Below are 20,936 nucleotides of genomic sequence, written 5' to 3'. Positions count from 1 at the left end.
ATTTATAATTTTTAAAATCTAATTTGGCTAAAATGCGCCTTTAAAATTTAACTTGAAATAGGACAAATCATGGATATTAGAAGCGAATATTTAAATTTCTTTGCGAGCAAGGGCCATCAGATCGTTCCTAGCGCGCCGCTAGTGCCCGATGATGATAGCTTGCTTTTTACCAATGCGGGCATGGTGCCCTTTAAAAGCATATTTACAGGAGCCGTTCCGCGTCCGACGCCGCCTATCCGCACGAGCTGTCAGACCTGCATCCGTGCCGGCGGCAAACACAACGACCTAGACAACGTCGGCTATACCGCGCGCCATCATACGTTTTTTGAGATGCTTGGCAATTTCAGTTTCGGCGAGTATTTTAAAGAGCAGGCGATCGCCTATGCGTGGGAGTTTATCACTGAAATTTTAAAGCTTCCTAAAGACAAACTCTACGTCACTGTGCATGAAAAGGACGACGAAGCTTACGAGTTCTGGACGCGCCACATAGCACAGGAGCGCATATATCGCTTCGGCGATCACGATAACTTTTGGGCGATGGGCGATACCGGACCGTGCGGGCCGTGCAGCGAAATTTTTTACGATCAGGGCGAGGAGCATTTTCACTCATCCGAGGATTATATGGGCGGCGACGGCGACCGCTTTTTAGAGATTTGGAATTTAGTTTTCATGCAGTATGAGCGCAGCAAAGACGGCAAGCTTAGCCCGCTTCCAAAGCCTAGCATCGACACGGGCATGGGGCTTGAGCGCGTCACGGCGATTAAGGAGGGCAAGTTTAGCAACTACGACAGCTCGCTTTTCATGCCGCTAATTAACGAGGTCGCGAAGCTTTGCGGCAAGCCTTACGTTTATGAAGGCGGCGCTAGCTACCGCGTCATCGCCGATCATATCCGCTCGGTTACGTTTTTGCTAGCGCAGGGAACAAATTTTAACCGCGAGGGTAGGGGATATGTTTTGCGTAGAATTCTGCGTCGTGCTGTTCGCCACGGCTATTTGCTTGGTATAAAAGAGCCTTTTATGTATCGCCTCGTGGATAAAGTATGCGAGCTAATGGGCGGGCATTATGCATATTTGAATGAGAAAAAGCAAGCCGTAAAGGAGCAGATCAAGCTCGAAGAGGAGCGGTTTTTCGCCACTTTGGCAAACGGCATCGAGCTTTTTAACGAGGAGCTTAAGCGCACTAAAGAAATTTTTAGCGGCGAGGTCGCGTTTAAACTATACGATACCTACGGCTTTCCGCTCGATCTGACCGCCGATATGCTGCGCGAGAAAAATTTGCGCGTGGATGAGGCTAAATTTGACGCGCTTATGAGCGAGCAAAGGCAGATAGCTAAAGCCGCATGGAAGGGCAGTGGCGATAAAAACGTCCGTGGCGATTTCAAGGCGCTGCTAGAGAAATTCGGCGAGAATAAATTTAGCGGTTACGAAGAGCTTAGCCGCACGAGCAAGGTTTTAGCGCTGCTTAACGAGGATTTTGCGGAAGTGGATGAGCTCAAAGCCGGCGATATCGGCTGGGCGATGTTTGATATCACTCCATTTTATGCACAAAGTGGCGGTCAGACTGGCGATAGCGGCGAAGTGGAGTCCATAGCCGATGTGTTTGATACTCAGAAATTTTATGGGTTAAATTTATCCCACTTGCGCCTTAATCGTAACCTGAAAATCGGCGATATCGTCGGGCTCAAGGTTTCTGAGGAGCGTGAGCAGATTGCACGTCATCACAGCGCGACGCACCTTTTGCACGCGGCACTTCGTGCGGTGCTAGGGGCTCATATTGCTCAAGCAGGAAGCTTAGTCGAAGCGGATCGCTTAAGATTTGACTTCTCGCATCCTAAGGCACTTAGCGGCGAGGAGCTAGCTAAAATCGAGGAATTTGTAAATAACGCCGTTTGCAAGGGCTGTGCGGCAAAAACTGAGATTATGGATATAGATGACGCTAAAAACAGCGGTGCAATCGCGCTTTTTGGCGAAAAATACGGCTCAAAAGTGCGCGTTGTGAGCTTCGGAGAGATTAGTAAGGAGCTTTGCGGCGGAATTCACGTGCGTAATTTAAGCGAGATAGGACCGTTTTTTATAGTCAAAGAAAGCGGCGTAAGTGCGGGTGTTAGGCGTATCGAGGCAGTTTGTTCGCGCGCGGCTTTAAATTTGGCGCTTCAAAATCGCGCTAAGCTTGCTGAAATTTCTGCGGAGCTAAAAGGGATTGAGCCTCTCCGCGCGATTGAGAAATTAAAAGATGAGATCAGATCGCTAAAAGATCAGATCAAGCATGCAAGCAGTTCTCATGCACTGGCATTTTTAAATGTCGGCGATATCAAACTTTGCGTAGCCTCAGTCGAAAGCGGTGATATAAAAACTATGATAGATGAGTTTAAAAATAGCCACGAAAAGGCGGCGATAATGCTGATGCAAGTAGGCACTGACGGCAAAATTTCAATCGCGGCAGGCGTTAAAAACGCGCCGATCAAAGCGGGCGAGTGGGTTAAGCTAGCGGCGCAAATTTTAGGCGGCGGCGGCGGTGGACGCGATGATTTTGCAACCGCAGGCGGCAAGGACGTGCTAAAAATCGAAGAAGCGATCAAAGAGGCGATCTCTTACGCAAAAGGTAAAATTTGAACGAAATCAATACCGGCTTCATCAAAGCCTCGCAAATTTTGCCGCTGATTCATATTTTAAGCGTGATTTTTTTGGTCTGCGCGCAGATCTGCGTATTTTTGATCGCGCGGATTTTTATGAATTTAAGCAGTAAAAGTCAAGCGGATGCGAAGGATGTAAAATTTGCAGAAATTTTGCGATATATGAAACGCTATGAGCAGTTCTTTGCACTATTTTTGGTGATCGTTTGCGTAAGTGGATTTTTTCTTGCGGACGGCGGAAGTTTTAAATTTTCAGATCCTATGGTAAAAGGTGCGATTGCCACGTTGTGGGCTGGCGCCGGCTTTATACTACTAAATTTTATCTACATGCATTATAAAATTTCATCTTTGAAGCGAGCTTTGGATGCAGGAGATGAGCTTGAGGCGAATGAGCATTTAATCATCGTCGTTAAATATTTCATCCCGCTAAATATCGTAGTCACGCTGATTTGCGTTTATCTAGGCGTGACGGTGGGCGAGTTTTGATGATTTATTTAGCTTCCAGTTCGCCTACTAGAGCACAAATTCTAAAGGATAACGGCGTAGAATTTACGCAAATTCCTTTTAATTTCGATGAAAGCGGCATTAGCAAGGACGATGCACGCACCTATGCTTACCGCGTTGTCTTGGCCAAGAAAACGCAGTTTTTTAAAATTTATAAAAATTATGATAGAGTGCTGTTTGCCGATAGCTCCGTGCTTGCTGGCGGCGAAATTTTAGGCAAGGCGCGGGATGAAGCGGACGCATTAAAAATGCTACGAGCTCAAAGCGGTGCTAGCTGCGCCGTTTATACTGCGATGATTTTTTGCAGTAAGGCGCTAGAGCTTTCGGCACTTAGCGTCGCAAGCTTTGAATTTGCGGAATTTAATGAAGCGGATTTAAAAGGCTATATCGCTAGCGGCGATTGGCGTGGCAAGGCGGGTGCGATGAGTATCGAAGGCTTTAACGAAAAATATATTAAAAGCTCGCGTGGGTCAAAATTCACGGCGATGGGGCTTGATCTGGAAATTTTAAAGAGGTTTGTATGGTAAGAGTTTTATTTAGTTTTATTACGGTTTGTGCGTTTGCCGCAGGCGGAATTTTTTTGTATTTTTACTCGCAAATCCGCTTGGAATCGGACTCGATCATCGATTATCATCCCGAGCTTACGACTAAAATTTATGACCGCAACGGTAATTTGATAGCTAACGTTTTTAATGAACAAAATAGAATTTACGTAAAATTCGACGAGATCCCAGGCCGCGTGATCGAGGCGCTTGTAGCTATCGAGGATACGGCGTTTTTCGAACACGGCGGTGTGAATGTCGAGGCGATTTTTAGGGCGATCATTAAGGACGTCAAAGCGATGAAATTTGTCGAAGGGGCTTCCACGATTACGCAGCAGATCACGCGAAATTTAGTTCTTTCGAGCGAAAAGAAGCTTGATCGCAAGATCAAAGAAGCGATCCTATCGCTTAAAATAGAAAACGCTCTAAGCAAGGAACAAATTCTAGAGCGTTACTTCAACGAAGTGTATTTTGGGCACGGATATTACGGCATTCGCACGGCGGCTTTGGGATATTTCAAAAAGGATTTGCAAGATTTAAGCCTTAAAGAGATCGCGATTTTAGTGGGCTTGCCGAAAGCTCCTAGCAGCTTTGATCCTACTAAGCACCTGGATTTGTCGCTTTCGCGTGCCAATAACGTGATTTATAGGATGCATGAGCTCGGCTGGATAAATAAGACCGAATATGAGCTTGCGATGAACGAGCAGCCTACGATCTACAACGAAACACTCACGCAAAACGCAGCGCCGTATGCCGTAGATGAGATCATAAAAGAAGCGGAAAAAATTCTACCGGACGTCCGCACGGGCGGATACCGCATAGATACGAGCCTTGATCTAAAGGCGCAAGCGATGGCGCAAGAGGCATTAGTTTTCGGCTACAATGAAATTTTAAAGCGCAACAAAGACGCCAATGCAAGCAACGTAAACGGCGCTATGGTCGTCACGCATCCGCAAAACGGCGAAATTTTAGCCTTAGTAGGTGGCGTGGATTACGCGAAATCAAATTTCAATCGTGCCAGCCAATCCCAGCGCCAAACCGGCTCCAGCTTCAAGCCTTTCGTCTATCAAATCGCCCTTGATATGGGCTACTCGACGATGACCGAAGTTCCCGATATAGCTAGAGAATTCGACGATGGCAGCGATAAAACGTGGAAGCCGAAAAATTACGACAAGACTTACAGCGGCTATATCACGATCAAAGAAGCTTTAACACGCTCGCGCAACCTTGCCTCGATCAATCTGATGCAATCTATCGGCGTTGATCGCGCGGTAAAAAAGCTTAGCGAGTTCGGCTTTAAAAACGTCCCGCCCGCCCTGTCAGTGGCTATCGGCAGCTACGGAATTTCGCCGCTTGAATACTCCACGATGTATTCGATGTTCCCGGGGCTTGGGATTACTGCAAAATCAAAATTTATCGTTTCGATTACCGATAAGGACGGCAAAACTCGCTTTATAGAGCCTGAGCGCCGCCGCGTGCTGCGCCCGGAGCAGGCATATCTGATGACTACGCTATTAAAAAATATCGTGCAGCGCGGCACCGGCACTCGCGCGCGCGTGCAAGGAATCGACGTCGCGGGCAAAACCGGCACCTCAAACGACAGCATAGATGCATGGTTTTGCGGCTTTACGCCCGATCTACAGATCATCATCTGGTATGGCAACGACGATTATAAACCTATGCGAAAGGTTGAGGGCGGCGGTCGTACCGCAGCACCGGTGTTTGCAAAATTTTTAGATGCCTATTTAAAAGAATATCCGCAAACCAAGCGCAACTTCACCGTCCCAGACGGCGTCTTTAGCAGCTCATACAACGGCAAAGAGGAGTATTACACTAAAATTTCGCCGCTTCCTAAACCTCGCGAAAGTAGCAGCGACGGATCATTTTAAATTTGAATTAATTTTTTATAGTGTTTTGGAGTATAGAATATAAATTAGCGGAAGTTGAATTAAATGGCTTAAATAAAATTTATTTTTGTATGCTTTTTAAGTCATATAGCGGTAAAATAAAAAATATTTAAACAAAGAGACTAATGTGAGGACAATTAAAAATTTTTACGAATGGCTAAGCATTTGGAATAAGATAAAAATTTACTTTTGCCTAATGTTTGTCGCTTACGCATGGTATTATATAGTCGCTTTGTCTAATCCAAAAAATTTAAGTGATCTCAAAATCACAGATGGCATAGTAACAGGTTTTACTAGCGATTCCGCGTTAAGGGGAGGAAGCTGGTGGTTATTGCAATTTTATGATAGCGAAAGAAAAGCCGTAGAGAAGGTTTCCTTGGGACTAAATTATAAAGGGATAGATGAATTTTATATATATGACAAACAAAGAAATATACTACGTTTTGATCTTTTGCAAGATCGCAAAGTTAGGATTTGGTATTCTGAATTCCCCTTTCCGTTTAAAACGAAAACGGCTTATCAAATTCTTATTTTAGACGATAATTTAGGCGAACGAGAAAGCATAAAAGGGAATAGATATTTTATGAGATTTGCGGATAGAGGATATTATATTACACCGAAGAAATGGTTTATGCTAGCAATGTCTCATATGGTTTTAATTTTTATAATTCTAGATACCATATCAAAATTTAAAGGAGAAAATTATGGCAAGCATTAATCCATCAGTGGGATTAGATATAATAAAGGATATTTTGAATACTCCCGCTGTAGGTTCATATGTTGGTAGTGGAAGCACTCTTTATGACGCAGTAAAAAATGCTGAAAAATATTTTGATGAAAATAATGGGAGCAAATCAAATGCAGAGAAGGCCGTTATTGATATTACTTCGTTTTTTACTGGATTAAAGGTAAAGGGAGCCGGTTTAGCTACGCTCCCAGCTAGTTTTGATCTGGATGTCAAAACAATGCAGGATGATATAAAAAAGTATGGTTCAGTTCGCCCCTCATCTATGGCAGCTACTGCCGCAGATGCATTACTGGCAATAGGGGTGCTTCCAACTCCTTTGGGAGTAGGTTGCGCGATAGGAGGGATGATCTTAACGCTTATAGCTTGGAAATTGGACAGAATGGAAACATATGAAGACTATAAACAGAAAGTAAGAGAAGCTCAATTTCTTGAATACGCTAAATATTTGCATTCCGATGAAGTCCAAACTTATTTACAAGATCCTAACAAGGTAAATCTTACCGTTTCAAATTTGCGTATTATAGAAAATGATGGAGAAGCTATATTTACTGTAAGTATAGACAAGGCATTGGAAAAGGATTTGAATTTAAGATTATTTACTGTAGAGGGAAGCGCATTAGAAGAGAAAGACTATGGCAGAATAGGCGAAGAAAAGAAAAATTATATTTTTGCGAAAATATCCGCAGGGGTTACCTCCATCACTCAAAAGGTAAAAATTGTAAGGGACGGTAAAACAGAAGGCAAGGAAGTATTTTTGTTAGTTGCAGAAAGTTTATATTATAGTGGATATGATGTAGAAAACGTGACTAAATTCGCTGCTGGTTTAGGTACCATCATTGACTTTCCAGAAGATAAATGCCCTCAACCAACTCACAAGAATTTCGATCTAAGCTTTAATCTACCTAGCTCTACCTCATACGGCGAAGGTGGAGGATTTGGTGGAGGCGGCGGAGGTGGAGCCGGCGGAGGTGCGTCTTGGAGCATAGGCTCGGTTCCTAGCATCTCGATTCCTTCCAAACAGCCGAGCCCGGACATCCCTTATGTAGAGTGCCCTGACGAGCCGGAGTTTAACTCTATGCTGATAGCAAAAATACCGCAGGCGGCAAACAATACCGCCCCCGCAAATTCTAACCCATTAAATTCCCAAGCCGCGAACGAAAATGATAATTCAGGCTCTTGCTCCGACGGTATGTGTGTACCTAACCGCTCCGAGCAGAATTCAGGCTCCGGTGATAAAGACAAAAACAAGGCGGGCTTTGCTTCAAATGCGAATAATGCAAATTCCAAGCAGAGCGGAGCTGCGTTAAATTTATCGGGTACTACCGATACTGATAAATCCGGCAATAAACTCTATTTCGATATGAATTCCGACGGATTTAAAGAGAGGATGCTTGATTGGTTCGGACAAGACGAGGGAGTGCTGGTAAACGATACAAATCGTAACGGCATAGTTGATAACGGCAGCGAGATTATAGGCAACAGATATCTAAATTCCAAGGGTGAAACCACCCTGGATACTTTATCTCTGCTTAGAGATTTTGACACCAATAAAGATGGGGTGATAGATAGCAAGGACAACTCCGGCCTAAGCATCTGGATAGATAAAAATCGCAATGCCAAAACGGATGAGGGCGAGCTGATCTCTTATAAACGACGCCAACTCGCCGATCAAATCGATATCTCTAAATTATCTGGATACTCTTCTTAGCGGATATGATAGAAATCATGATATGAAGATCGATAAAAGCGACAAAATTTATGATTACATCTACGTTAAAAATAATGACGATAACTCTATAAATTTATATGTTTACGGAGACGACAGAGCAAGAGCATTCTTGGGAGATAAAACAAAAGACCTTACTCTGCAAACAGACCAAGGGCTAAAAAGAGTAAAAGAGGTTATCTTTTATAAGGATATAAAGGAGCTAAATTTAGATAAGCAGAAGCCTGAATATAGCGATCCTAGGTCGATTCATTTGGTTTCCGATGCTGCACCTTGGGATTTGAATGAAATAAGATATTCGAGCGAGGTAAATCTAAAAGAGAGCGAATACTATACCCCAGGCAACACTCTTTATACCTATGAAAGAGGAAGCGGCAAGGTCAATATAGATGATTGGAACGGTATAGATACCTTAAAACTTGACGAGGGGATTAGTAAGGAGAATTTAATCATCGAAAAGGCAAATGGATGTATTAAAATTTACGTCAAAAACGGTATCGCTACCAAGGATGAGGATTTAAGCAAAATAACGGACGTAATTACTATAAACTTTGGAGTAGATTATGCTATTGCTGGCGATGCATCGGTAGCGACACCAGAGGCGGCTGCCTTGGAAAACAATATTGCGAATAAGGTGGCTTATCCATCCGCAGATACCCGTTCTAGACACAAGCGAGCTGTTGATGCACCAAGAAGAACTACCGGAGTTATAGAAAATATTGTTTTATCGGACGGCAATAGATTAAATCTCGATTTTTTATACAACGGTACCGATAAAAGCGATCTGATAGTTTGCGGAGATGATGATTATGAAATTAAAGCCGGCGATGGCGATGATATGATATTCATAGGTAGCGGGCATAACATCATAGACGCAGGTAAAGGAGACGATACGATTACTATGTATTTAGAAAGGCGCCTTGAGAGTTGGAATACCTTCAAATTTGGAAGAGGAGACGGGAAAGACACCATAGACGGTTCGGAGGGGAATTATTCGCGTTATTACGATCCTCCCTATGCGTATATAGAATTTAAAGAAGGCATTACTGCTGATGACATTATTATCAGAAAGAATCATGATTTGTTCGACGGTATATCATATGAGGTGGCGTTAAAGGAAGAAGGCAAGAGTTTCGATGAGCTAAGCGATAAGATATATATCAAGGGGGATTCAAGCTTACAATCACTTATATTCCAAGATGGTGCCCGTTGGGATGACGAAGAAATATATAATCGCGCCCAAGAAAATAAGATAATTGATAATTCCTTAAACGCCTTTGTGCTTGATCTAAATAATAACGGTATCACTTCTATTTCGCCAAGCGACGATTCCTCACCTAAATTTAATATAAACGGCAAGATTAAAAGAAGCGGTTGGATAGAGCAAGGTGACGGGCTACTTGCTATGGATATAAATAGAGATGGATATATCGATCCTGCCACTGAACTAATAGGCGAAAAATTTGAAGGATGGGAAAATAATGATTATATAAATAGAGGTCTTGCGGCGTTAAAGAAATTCGATAGCGATAATAACGGAATTTTAGACGAAAAGGACGATAAATTTAATGAGATTTTAGTTTGGCAGGATAACGGCGACGGAATAAGTCAAAGAAGTGAATTAAAAACATTAAAAGAATTAGGCATAGACAGTATTATTATTATATCTGTAGAAGGTCCTAAAGGGGATATATGGCATGAAAATGATAATATGATCATTGGTAACGCTATCCCATTTTCTCAAGATGGAGAAACTAAAGGATTCAAAAGACTATGCTTTAGGCAAATAGGAGAAGACGAAATTTTACCGGATCATGGCAACAAAGATCATTCGGGTCCGGTCGTTCCTAACCCAACCCCTAAAAACGGCATAAAGTCACTATCTAATGCAGGCATCAAGCGCATCGATATACGTAGCGGCTATACAGGCTCTGGAGGAGCTAAAATAGGTGCTAACGACGGGGAGCTTAGCTTTGAAAATAGATGGTTTAAATCCGACACTCTAGATACGATCTACGAAAGAAAAAATGCAGAGCAAGAGGGAGATCTTTCAAGCCTCGCAGGAAGCGGCAAAGTCAGATCGCTAAACGACGCTATGGCGGGCGATAATGGTTTGAAGCAAAGCGTGCAAGAGTATAGAGCGGGCGTGGTAGATAAAGCGTTTGATGAGCTAAGTTCGGATATGGATAAAATTTTAGACAAATGGGCTTTAAACGATAATTTCGGCTCGCAGGATTTATCGCTGCCGCCGGTTGTGCTTGATCTTAACGGCAACGGTATCACATCCACGCCGCTAGATAATTCGCAGGCATATTTTGACTATATAAATGACGGCAGGAGAAATAAAACCGCATGGATAGAAAAAGGCGATGGAATTTTAGCCGTAGATATCAATAAAGACGGGATTATCAATAATTCTTTCGAGCTTTTCGGATCAAATTCCAAGCTTGAAAACGGCACTTACGCAAAGGACGGCGTGCAGGCTCTAAAGGATTTCGATAGCGATAATAACGGCGTGATCGACGAAAGAGACGAGAGATTTGGCGAATTGCTTCTTTGGCAGGACAACGGAGACGGCAAATGTGAGAAAGATGAAGTAAAAGGTCTAAAAGAGCTTGGAATTTCATCGATATCTTTAAAATCTACGGAGGATACTCAAACCGAAAACGGCAATAAAATAACCGCAAGCGGGGAATTTAGAAGAACCGACGGCAGTAGCGGCATAGTACGCGACGTGTGGTTTGAGACGAGCAAAAAGCAAAGCATCGCCCTTAGCGATCTAGACGACGAAACCGAAAAGAAAATCTCCGTTGTGGAGGCTTTCCGCGGTGCAAGGCTTAGCGCAGAACAAAGGGCGAATCCGTATATAATTACCGCGGTGCTTAAAGAATACGAGAATATAAAATTTGATTCTATCAGTAAAATTTTAGCAAATAAACTTTTTGGCGAGGATGCGAAAAGCTGCGCACTTATGTTTAACGCTCTAAATTTAAAGTTAGCTCGCATAATTAGCGGTGAAGCGAATGCAAGCGAAACGGCTCTAGCGATCAATCTGCTAGCATCGGTGTTAAAAAGAGACTATAATTACGCGCTTTTTAAGCTCAATAAGAGTTATTTAAGCGATGATAAAATTTCGTCACTTCTGGCTAAAACCGGTATAAAATTTAGTCTTTCAGGAAACGAGATCACGGGCGTTATCGGCAAGCATGTATTTGGCGATAAAACTAGCGAGACCTTTGATTATAGCAAAGAGCGTTCGGGCGTTATCATCTCGTCAAAAGAGGGCAACGACCTCGTAGTGGGTTCGGATTTTAACGACGAGATTTACGGTGGTGCAGGAAATGACATCTTAATGAGCGGCAGCGGTATAGACATTCTTAACGGCGGAGCCGGTAACGATCTGCTAATCGGATCGAAGGATAGGAATATCTACGAATACTATTTAGGCGATGGTGAGGACATCATCTACGATGACGGCGGAGCGGATGTATTGAGATTTGCCTTTTTAAGCTCTGAGGATCTAAAGTTTAGGCGCGAGGGCGACGATATGAAAATTTCGGTCTACAATCCATATAATAAAACCGAAATTATAGGCGGCATAACTATAAAAAAAGGTTACACCGAAGGCAAGATAGAAAAATTTTATTTTGACGGCAAGGTTTATGATTTTGATAAGTTTATTAAAGAGATATCCGAAGCGGAACCTCCGCAAAATAATCCTGTAAAATTTAAAGATAAGCTCGTAAATGCCGAGTTAAACGACGTTAGACAGTTTGTATCCGCTTTAGAAGCCATTGATCCTGACGGCGATAAGCTTAGCTATGAAATTTTAAAAGACGCAGAAAATGGAAAATTCCGCATAAATGAATACGGAAGCTACGAATACATCCCGAACGATAAATTTATCGGCGAGGATAGTGTCAAAATTAAAGTGAGCGACGGCAGAGGCAGCTTCGATGAGAGCGAGATTAAATTTAACGTGAAAGTTTCGGCTCCCGACATAAAAAGCGAAAAATTTATTTTTGATGAGGATACGAGCCTAGCTGAGGCGCTTGAAGTGGAAAACAAAATAGGCGGCGCATTAAAATTTGAAATTTTAACTACGAACGAGAATTTAAGCACCGAGCTGGGCGATGATGGAATGCTACACGTAAAACCTGTACCAAATTTTAACGGCGAGCAAAGTCTTAAAATCAGAGTTACGAACGAATTTGGACTAAGCTGCGAAAAAGAGATCGCTCTAAAAATTAACCCGGTAAATGATGCGCCGATCGTAGAAGATCCTAATGAAACCGTCACTCTTAAAAATACTTTCAGCTATGCCGGTAAGATAGCAGCTAGCGACGTAGACGGCGATGTGCTTCGCTTTAAGCTTATTAGCGGCGGTAAAAATTTAAAGCTAAATTCCGACGGCAGCTATCTTTATAATTCAAAATCCGCTGGCGAAGAGGAATTTAAAATCGAAGTTAGCGATGGTGGTATCTCGGTTACCAAAACGCTTAAATTTAAAAACCTTGGCTACGTAAATGACGGAAGTGGAAATATCGTAATCGACGGTAAGACGAGCGACACACTAAATTTGACTACAAGCAGGGCGGCGGATCTTAAATTTGCAAGATCGGGTAATGATCTGATCATTAATGGCGATAGATCAAATACGACGCTTAAGGATTATTTCGTCTCAAAAGATATGAAACTTAGCAAAATTCTTCTTGACGGCGGCACTGAGATAAATATCTCAAATTCTAACCTGACGCTTCCAAGCAAGAAATGGTATCAGTTCAAAAAGACGGCTACTTTGAAAACGGCAGGCACCATCGTCTCATCCGGTGATAAAAACATCCTAAACGGCTCGAAGCAAAACGATACCATCATTAGCCTTGGTAAATTTAACCATATCAATGCAGGTAAGGGTGACGATGTAATCTTTGCGGCGGAGGGCGATATCGCAAACGGTGAGAGGGGGAACGATACGCTGATAGCCACTGCAAATCGCGCTACGCTTATCGGTTCGGACGGCGATGATACATACATCGTATCTGCGAGTTTAGACGGCGTCGTGATTAGAGATAAAGAGTATTTAAGCTTAAAAGACGGCGGCAGAGATGTACTAAAACTACAAGGTGCTCGCAAGGATGAAATTTCATTTAGCAGAAGCGGGGTTTTCGGCAAGGATTTAGTATTGCGTTACGCAGGCAAAAGCCTAACCATAGAAAACCAGTTCAGCTCTAAATCTGCGGTAGAGAGAATAGAGCTTGGCGATGGAGATTACATCACTAGCGATAAAATTTCAAAGATCATCGAGGATCTAAATTCTTATGCGAGCGATAAAGGATTTGTAAATTTCGGTGAGGATAAATTTCGCTCTAATGAGCAGATCGCACAGATTTACGCAAGCGGCTGGAGTAATTAAGTAAATTAGGCGAGGAAAATTCCTCGCCCTCCATTTATCTGCTACATATCTTTTTCTGCCTCTAAGTTGCACGCACATCGTGCTGCCATGCTGCTTGATTATTTAAATTTAAAACCAACTAATTCGGCGCTATTTAATTACCGTATCTTTACGCCATTTATGCGTATATTTTCTCAATCGTTTCGTACTCCTTCCAAGTATATTTTAATAAATTCCAGCTTAAGCAGATAAATTTCATCTTTTTATTGACGAACCTCAATGCTTATCGAAATTTAAATAGGTAAAATTCTCTCCTAATTTCAGTTAAAGGAGTGAAAATGGGAGAATTTAAAAAGCTCTGGATGACGCTTGTAGCGGTACTCATCGTGGGCTTTAGTTTCTTGGGTTTTTACGGCGGCGAGGTGTATAGGCAGTCTCCGCCGGTGGTAAAATTTACCGATGCTAGCGGAGCTGAGCTAATCAGCACCGAGCGCATTTACCGCGGACAGGAGGCCTGGCAGAGCATCGGCGGTATGCAGGTGGGCTCGATCTGGGGTCATGGAGCGTATCAGGCGCCCGATTGGAGCGCGGATTGGCTACATAAGGAGCTGGTTGCGTTTATGGATATCAAGGCGCAGGAGCGTTTCGGCGTGAAATTTGACGCCTTAAATGACGAGCAAAAGGCGCAGATCAAAGCGCTTACAAAGGCCGAGTACCGCACCAACACCGTAAAAGACGGCACCGTTAAGCTAAGCGATGATCGCTTAAAGGCTATGGCGGTAGTAAAAGACGAGTACATGGGCGTTTTCGGAAACGATCCGCGCTTTAAAAAGCTTCGCGAGGATTACGCGATGAAGGAAAACACGCTCGCAAACGAGCAACATCGCGCCGAGCTTATGGATTTCATCTTTTGGACCGCTTGGGCTGTTTCTACGGATCGTCCGAGCGGAGAGGCGACCTATACCAATAACTGGCCGCACGAGCCGCTGATAGACAATGTCCCTACCACGGAAAACGTCATTTGGACTATCGTAAGCCTCGTTGTTTTGCTTACCGGCATCGGCTTGTTGGTTTGGTTTGGAAATTTCTACGGCAAAAAGGACGAGGATTTCGAGGCTCCTGCGAAGCTAAATGCAGATCCGATCGCCGCTTTAGCGCTTACGCCGTCGCAAAAGGCGCTCGGCAAGTACCTTTTCGTAGCGATTGCGTTGTTTGCATTTCAGGCCTTCATCGGCGGCTTTGTTGCGCACTATACGATCGAGGGTCAGTCCTTTTTCGGGCTTGATATTTCGCAATATATCCCTTACTCGCTAGCTCGCACCTGGCACGTGCAGGCGTCCATTTTCTGGATCGCTACCGGCTTTTTGGCGGCGGGATTGTTTCTAGCTCCGATCATCAACGGCGGCAAGGATCCTAAATTTCAAAAGCTCGGCGTGGACGTGCTTTTTTACGCGCTTCTTTTCTTGGTCGTCGGCAGCTTCGCGGGCGAATACATGGCGATTGCGGGCAAGATGGATCCAAGCAGCAGCTTCTGGATCGGGCATCAAGGATACGAGTATTTAGATCTCGGTAGAATTTGGCAGCTGATACTGTTCGTGGGTCTTGTGATCTGGATGGTGCTCGTGCTGCGCGGCTTTATCGCGGGCTTTAGAGCCGAGGGCGATAAGAATTTATTAGCGATTTTTACCGCTTCGGTCATCGCCGTGGGGCTTTTTTACGGCGCGGGTCTATTCTACGGACAGCGCTCGCCGATCCCTGTGATGGAGTACTGGCGCTGGTGGGTCGTGCACCTTTGGGTCGAGGGATTTTTCGAGGTTTTCGCAACGGCGTCTTTGGCGTTCGTGTTTGCGTCCTTGGGCTTAGTAAGCAAGAAATTTGCCACCTACACCTCGATTGCTAGCGCGTCGATTTTCCTAATCGGCGGAATTCCGGGCACCTTCCACCACCTCTATTTTGCGGGCACTACTACGCCGATAATGGCTGTGGGCGCGAGCTTCTCGGCGCTTGAGGTCGTGCCTTTGGTGCTTTTGGGCTCAGAGGCGTTTCACTATTACAAGCTTCAATTCGCGCAGGATTGGGCTAAGCGCCTAAAATGGCCGCTTTACTGCTTTATCGCCGTGGCGTTTTGGAATATGCTAGGCGCGGGCGTTTTCGGCTTTTTAATTAATCCGCCGCTTGCGCTATTTTACATCCAGGGCTTAAACACCACTGCAGTGCACGCTCATACGGCGCTATTTGGCGTATACGGCTTTTTGGCGCTCGGCTTCGTGTGGCTCGTGGCGCTGTATATCTACAGGCAAAAAAGCTTCGACGATACGCTTATGAAGATCGGCTTTTGGGCGCTTAACGCAGGTTTGCTTCTAATGGTGCTGATTTCGCTATTGCCTGTCGGAATTTTGCAGGCATTCGCGGCGATCGACGTTGGTATGTGGTACGCAAGAAGCGCGGAATTTTTGCAAAAAGACAGCCTCTACGGGCTCCGCTGGGCGCGCATCATCGGCGATACGATCTTTTTGGTAGGAAGCGTGTGCTTCTTGCTTCAAATCGTGCGAATGATATTCTCACGCGCTAAATAGAGCCTTCGCGAGCCTTTATCGTTCGCTTGCCTCGCAGGAATTTTATATTCTTGCGAGGCTTTTTAAATTTAGCGCACTTCGCGCGAGCTTTTTGTACGTGAGCTTTTTGCTGCAAAGGGGAACCGTGCGAGCCTTTTGCCGCGGACGATATCCGCGCGAGCTTTAAGCTTAGCCGCAAATCGCGCTAAATCTTTAAAATTTTAAAATTTCATCCTCTTAAATTTACCCGAGCCAAATTTTAAATTTGCTACAATTACCGCCGAAATTTCAATCTCAAGGAGTAGAAAATGGGTGTGCGAGAGCAAATTTTAGAAGACATTAAAACGGCGATGAAGAGCGGCGATCACTTCCGCAGAGACAGCCTGCGGATGCTTAACGCCGCGCTTAAGCAGGTCGAGGTGGACGAGCGCATCAGCCTTAGCGACGAGCGCGTCTTTAGCATACTTCAAAGCGAGATCAAGCGCCGAAACGACTCTGTGGAGCAGTATCGCGCGGGCGGTCGCGACGATCTGGTGCAAAAAGAGCAGGGCGAGATCGAGATCATCGCGTCCTATCTGCCCGCGCAGCTAAGCGATGCCGAGCTTGCCGCTACGGTTAGCTCGCTAATCGCCAAGCTCGGTGCGAGCGGCGCAAAGGATATGGGGCGCGTGATGAAAGCCGCCAAGGAAGCGCTCGGCTCAAGCGTGGACGGCAAGCGCCTAAGCGAGGCGGTCAAAGCGGCACTGAAGTAGCCTGCGTTTGGGGCTAAATTTAAGTTCGGTTGCGGCTAAATTGTATCGGCGCAAAATTTTGCGGCCGAAATTCTTTCGGGATAGAATTTTGGTTACGGAGTTTATACGCTAATTTAAAATTTTAAAGGATTATCATGAAAAAATTTATCGCGGTTTTACTAGCCGTCCTGCTTGTGGGGTGCCAGTGCAAACAAAACGTAGCGCCCGGGGCGAATGAAACGCCAGAAAAGATCACGGCATTTTTCGTAAACGACGGCAAGGAATACATCGTAGGCGAGAAGCTCAGCTATGTGCTGACGGATGGCTCGTCGCTTAAGAAAATTTCGGAATTTTACGACGGCGGATACGCCAAGGGGCTTAAGCGCGAGTTTGTGCAGATCGAAGTGACGGATGCGAAAAATGGCGAGGCGCGCGGCAGTTTCAGTGCGTTTTTAAATTCCGCAGCCGGTGCAGATGTCGCCAAAATCAAAGCTCTAGCAAATCGCATCGAAATCGATGAGAAAAAAGGCGAGATCGAGGTTATTTTTAACTTTGATGCGCGAGTAGTGCAGATCAAAAATCTTAGCGAAATAATGAAGCCAAGCGATAGGCTGCGCTCTCCGATACCCGCTCACATCGAGGTTTTGCCGGAGCGCTGCGAAAGTAGCGCTCTATCGGATGTGATAAGAGGCATCGTAGCTATACCGGTGGTAATCGTGGGAGCGGTACTGTTTCTGCCCGTGGTGATGATGCAGGAATATAGCCCTCGATAATAAAAGCCGTGAAATTCCGTATCTTGCAGCGAAACTTACAATGTAATGATCGATGAAGCTCGGCGAAATTTGGTATAACTTAGATCGCAAGTTCGATCTATTTATGATCGCATTTTATTTGGCGGCGATGTGGTACGGATTTCTTTTTAGCTTGAATCCGAAAAGCTTAGACGATCTGAAAATCGCAAATGGAATAATCATGGATGTCAGAAGCGATGATGGGCGCGAATATATGCAGATTTTTACGGATGAGCGCAAATTTATCAAAGTCTTTTTAAATGGCGATACGGATAACTTAACCTCTTTTTATAAAAATAAAATTTTGCTCAATGCAGCAATTGCTGAAGCTAATTTTAAGCGCTCAGGAGCGGACGAGTGGCAAGGCGTAAATATCAAGCCTTCTATCTCGCTAATCGCATACAAATGGCTGGAAGGCAAGCGAGTTAAAGCTTGGTATCAAAGCCGTCCGTTTCCGTTTCGGGGTCGCGGCACGGCATATCAAGTTTTATTTTTGGATTATAATGCGAGCGTCGATCCGCCGCAGCGCGAGTATCTGATGAAATTCAGATATGACAAATACGCTACGACGGATGATAAATTTACAGCTACGATATTTGGAGCTTTGACGCTCATTTTTCTTGCGATAATGGCGGGCAAATTTTATCAAGCATGGCGCCAACTGCAATAAACATTGCGCCGCGAAATTTTAATTAGCATTGGATAACCTGAAAACACGGCACGCAGTATTGATACGAAGTATTTTAAAAGGGGCTAGGCTTGCGGCGTGCATTTCATTGCGGATAGCGGCGGCGCAAGCAGGATAAGCTTACGGCGATAAATTCAGAGCGTCATTAAAATACAGACCGAAACGAGATTTAAAATTTTGATAAGTAGTGCGCGTCCTGCTTTAAAATTTTTAGGCTTCGGCTATGCCGGCAAGTGCAAAATTCTAAATTTTAAACTGCATAAAATTTCAAAATTTAAACTGCGCGAGATTTCAAAATTTCAAATCTCGCGCTCGTTTAGCAGTATCCATAAATTTCAAACGCCAAATGGGAGCGAATGGGCTAAAATAGCCCATTTATCAGCCCTTTAATCGCGTCTGATTGCTCCTTTTTCGCGTCATTTTTGCTGCTATTATCGTCCTTTTTCACGCCGAAAAGCTTGTCGATGCCCTTGCCGATCTGCTTGTCGAGTTTGCCCTTTAGATAGTCCGATTGGATATTGTATTTCGGCTCTTTAATCGTGCCGGTGATGTTTATTTCAAGATCGGCTTTTTCGATGTTTGCCTTAACCGGCACCGAAATCGCGCCCGTTTTACTATCCAGCGTGCCGTCCGTTACGTTTAGCTTGCTTTTTTGCGCGCTCATATCGGCGTTGAAATTGATTAAATTTTGCTTGATCGTGCCGTTTACTTTGGCGTCGTTATAGACCTCGCCGCCTAGATCGCGGCCTAAAATTTTACCGATTTTATCGATCAATCCGCCGCTAGGAAGGCGGCCGTTGTTGATGATCGTGTCAAATTTTCCGCTGTGCGAGCTGGTATTATACGTAAGATTCGCATTGCCCGTGCCGTCGTAGACGTGATCGATATTTAGAAGCGTCGTAAGCTCTTTTACGATGAAATTTTGGATTTTAAAATTTGCCTCATCGCCCGCGATCTGTCCGTTCAGCTCGCCGCCCGCGATCTTGGAATTTATGGTCGCAAACAGGCTCTTGCCATCGTGCGAAAGCTCGCCGGTAGCGGCGAGCTTGCCGTTTAACCTGCGACCGAGTAAGAATTCCAAACGCTGCAGGCTTGGGATCAGCAGCGCGTAGTTTGCCTTAAGCGCTTTGTTTTTGAGCTCGTAGGTGCCGTTTAAGCTCTGAAGCTGCGCCAGATCGGAGTTTGCACTTGCGCTAAAGGTCGCGATGGAATTTTTGATATTTGTCTGCGCCTGCGCGTCCGCTTTTAGATCGCTCGGGAAGTTCTTGTCCGTCGCGCCGTCTAAAAATTTCTTAAAAATCACGCCGTTAGCGAGCGAAATTTGCGCCGTGCCGTTGATACCGTCCTTTAAGCTTAACTTCGCATCGCCGTTTATCGCGCCGTTTCCGATCGCATTGCCATAAAACAGAGCCGAAAGCACAGCCAGATTTAGATTGCTCGCTTTAAGCTTTAGATCGCTTAAATTTCCGCTCGCATTCAGGTTGCCGCCCATCGCGTTTAGATTTAAGCTTAGATTTTTAAGCTCATTTTGCGCTAGAGCTGCGCTAAGCTCGCCGTTTGCTTTGCCTTGCAGCTTCACTCCCAGGACGTTTTGCAGCGCGGCTAGATCGTTTGCATTTAGCTTCGCGGACAGCTCGCCGTTTTTGTTTTTCAGATCGTATTTAGCCTCCGCATCCGCTTTAAGTGCGTCTTTAAACGCTGAAATTTGCGAGTTTGAAAGTTCAAGCGTAGAAAAATCGGTCTTTAAATTTCCGTTTGCTTTAACGTCGCCAGAAATTTTGCGCCCGATAAGGCTTTCGAGCTTCGCTAAATCGGGCAAATTCAGATTAAAATCAGAGTTTAAAATTTTGCTTTTCAGATTAAATTCCGATTTTTCGGCGCTGATCTTGCCCAGCGTCGAATCAATTTTGCTTGCTGCTCGCAGGACGTCATTTTGCGCCGTGATGTCCGAGTTTAGCGTGATCTGCACGCCCTTTGGGATGGAGATATTCATATCTTTAAACGCAGATTCGTTTAGGATCAAATTTGAGCTTTTGATGCTCGCGTTGCCCTCTGCGCCGCTGCCTCCAGCCTTGATGTCCGAGAGCACATCGATATTTCCTTTGGCGTAGATCGGTAGCGAAGCCACGGCAAGAGCTTTTTCGATGTTTAGAGCTTTAGCGTCGATTTGCAGATCAAGCGGCTTGAGGTCTTTTAAATTTGCTAAAAATTTTACGTTGCTATCAAAAATCCGTCCGCTGCCGTTGATGCCGAATTTGCCAAGATCGCCTAAAATTTGCCCCTTGAGGCTTAGCCCTTCGCTCGTTTTTATGCCGAGTTTGGCTAGATCGTGCGCGTTTGCGTCGTAGCTAAGATCGAAGGAGCGCGCAAAAAGCGAGTATTTGCCCTTTACGTTTACGCTCACAGCATCATTTACGTTGGCGCTGATGTCCAAATCGCCGAAATTTAGATCGAATTTATCGAGCTTCACGTCAAGGCCGCTTTTTTCTTTGATCAAATTTTCTATGTAAGGCTTGGTAAGATTGTTGCCAAAATCGCTGAAAAATAGGCAGCCGGCGCCTACGATAAGCAGGATTAAAATTCCTGCGATTATGCCGAAAATTTTCATTTCGTCCCCTTAAAAATTTAAAATTTGAGGGTATTATAGCCCTTAAAATTTAACGTTTGAAATCTCAATACTTGAGTTTAAATCACTAAAGTTTTATAAAAATTTTTCATA

12 protein-coding genes are annotated in these 20,936 nt (G+C 44.5%); 11 read left to right on the top strand and 1 reads right to left on the bottom strand.

Going from position 1 to position 20,936, the window contains the following annotated elements:
* The first annotated feature begins 69 nt into the window (after positions 1 to 69).
* The 11 genes from alaS to Q0174_RS01150 all read left to right on the top strand — a co-directional run bounded on the left by alaS (position 70) and on the right by Q0174_RS01150 (position 18,199).
* Positions 70 to 2,613: an alanine--tRNA ligase gene (gene alaS, locus Q0174_RS01200; protein ID WP_298041102.1), complete on the top strand. Its 2,544-nt coding sequence runs from the start codon at positions 70 to 72 to the stop codon at positions 2,611 to 2,613.
* Positions 2,610 to 3,119: a hypothetical protein gene (locus Q0174_RS01195; RefSeq protein WP_298041100.1), complete on the top strand. Its 510-nt coding sequence runs from the start codon at positions 2,610 to 2,612 to the stop codon at positions 3,117 to 3,119. Before alaS ends, Q0174_RS01195 begins: the two co-directional genes overlap by 4 nt.
* Positions 3,119 to 3,664 carry a septum formation inhibitor Maf gene (gene maf, locus Q0174_RS01190; RefSeq protein ID WP_298041098.1) on the top strand — a complete coding sequence of 182 codons (546 nt, stop codon included), beginning with the start codon at positions 3,119 to 3,121 and terminating at the stop codon, positions 3,662 to 3,664. The genes Q0174_RS01195 and maf overlap by 1 nt, the downstream gene beginning before the upstream one ends.
* Positions 3,658 to 5,568: a PBP1A family penicillin-binding protein gene (locus Q0174_RS01185; protein ID WP_298041096.1), complete on the top strand. Its 1,911-nt coding sequence runs from the start codon at positions 3,658 to 3,660 to the stop codon at positions 5,566 to 5,568. The genes maf and Q0174_RS01185 overlap by 7 nt, the downstream gene beginning before the upstream one ends.
* 145 nt (positions 5,569 to 5,713) lie before the next feature.
* A complete protein-coding gene (locus tag Q0174_RS01180) occupies positions 5,714 to 6,304 on the top strand; it encodes a hypothetical protein (RefSeq protein WP_298041095.1) in 591 nt (196 codons plus the stop codon).
* The gene (locus Q0174_RS01175; RefSeq protein WP_298041094.1) at positions 6,291 to 8,042 is read left to right on the top strand and encodes a Calx-beta domain-containing protein; all 1,752 of its coding nucleotides are present in this window, start codon (positions 6,291 to 6,293) and stop codon (positions 8,040 to 8,042) included. Before Q0174_RS01180 ends, Q0174_RS01175 begins: the two co-directional genes overlap by 14 nt.
* A 22-nt stretch (positions 8,043 to 8,064) precedes the next feature.
* Positions 8,065 to 13,473, top strand: coding sequence for an Ig-like domain-containing protein (locus Q0174_RS01170; protein WP_298041093.1), 5,409 nt, complete (start codon positions 8,065 to 8,067; stop codon positions 13,471 to 13,473).
* 317 nt (positions 13,474 to 13,790) lie between these two features.
* Positions 13,791 to 16,028 (top strand): nitric-oxide reductase large subunit, encoded by a 2,238-nt coding sequence (locus Q0174_RS01165; RefSeq protein WP_298041092.1) that lies wholly within the window; start codon positions 13,791 to 13,793, stop codon positions 16,026 to 16,028.
* Positions 16,029 to 16,315: 287 nt separating this feature from the next.
* On the top strand, positions 16,316 to 16,759 hold the full coding sequence (locus tag Q0174_RS01160) for a GatB/YqeY domain-containing protein (protein ID WP_298041089.1): 444 nt from the start codon (positions 16,316 to 16,318) through the stop codon (positions 16,757 to 16,759).
* Between the two features lie 134 nt (positions 16,760 to 16,893).
* Positions 16,894 to 17,511, top strand: coding sequence for a hypothetical protein (locus Q0174_RS01155; RefSeq protein WP_298041087.1), 618 nt, complete (start codon positions 16,894 to 16,896; stop codon positions 17,509 to 17,511).
* Between the two features lie 52 nt (positions 17,512 to 17,563).
* Positions 17,564 to 18,199: a hypothetical protein gene (locus Q0174_RS01150; RefSeq protein ID WP_298041086.1), complete on the top strand. Its 636-nt coding sequence runs from the start codon at positions 17,564 to 17,566 to the stop codon at positions 18,197 to 18,199.
* A 379-nt stretch (positions 18,200 to 18,578) separates the two neighbouring features.
* Here Q0174_RS01150 and Q0174_RS01145 read toward each other — a convergent pair whose 3' ends face one another.
* Complete coding sequence (locus Q0174_RS01145) at positions 18,579 to 20,825, bottom strand: hypothetical protein (RefSeq protein WP_298041083.1); 2,247 nt, start codon at positions 20,823 to 20,825, stop codon at positions 18,579 to 18,581.
* Positions 20,826 to 20,936: the final 111 nt, after the last annotated feature.

Source organism: uncultured Campylobacter sp., from assembly GCF_937996225.1.
Lineage (GTDB): Bacteria > Campylobacterota > Campylobacteria > Campylobacterales > Campylobacteraceae > Campylobacter_B.
The sequence above is the reverse complement of the archived record's forward strand: the minus strand, read 5'-3'. Positions and strand labels throughout refer to the sequence as shown.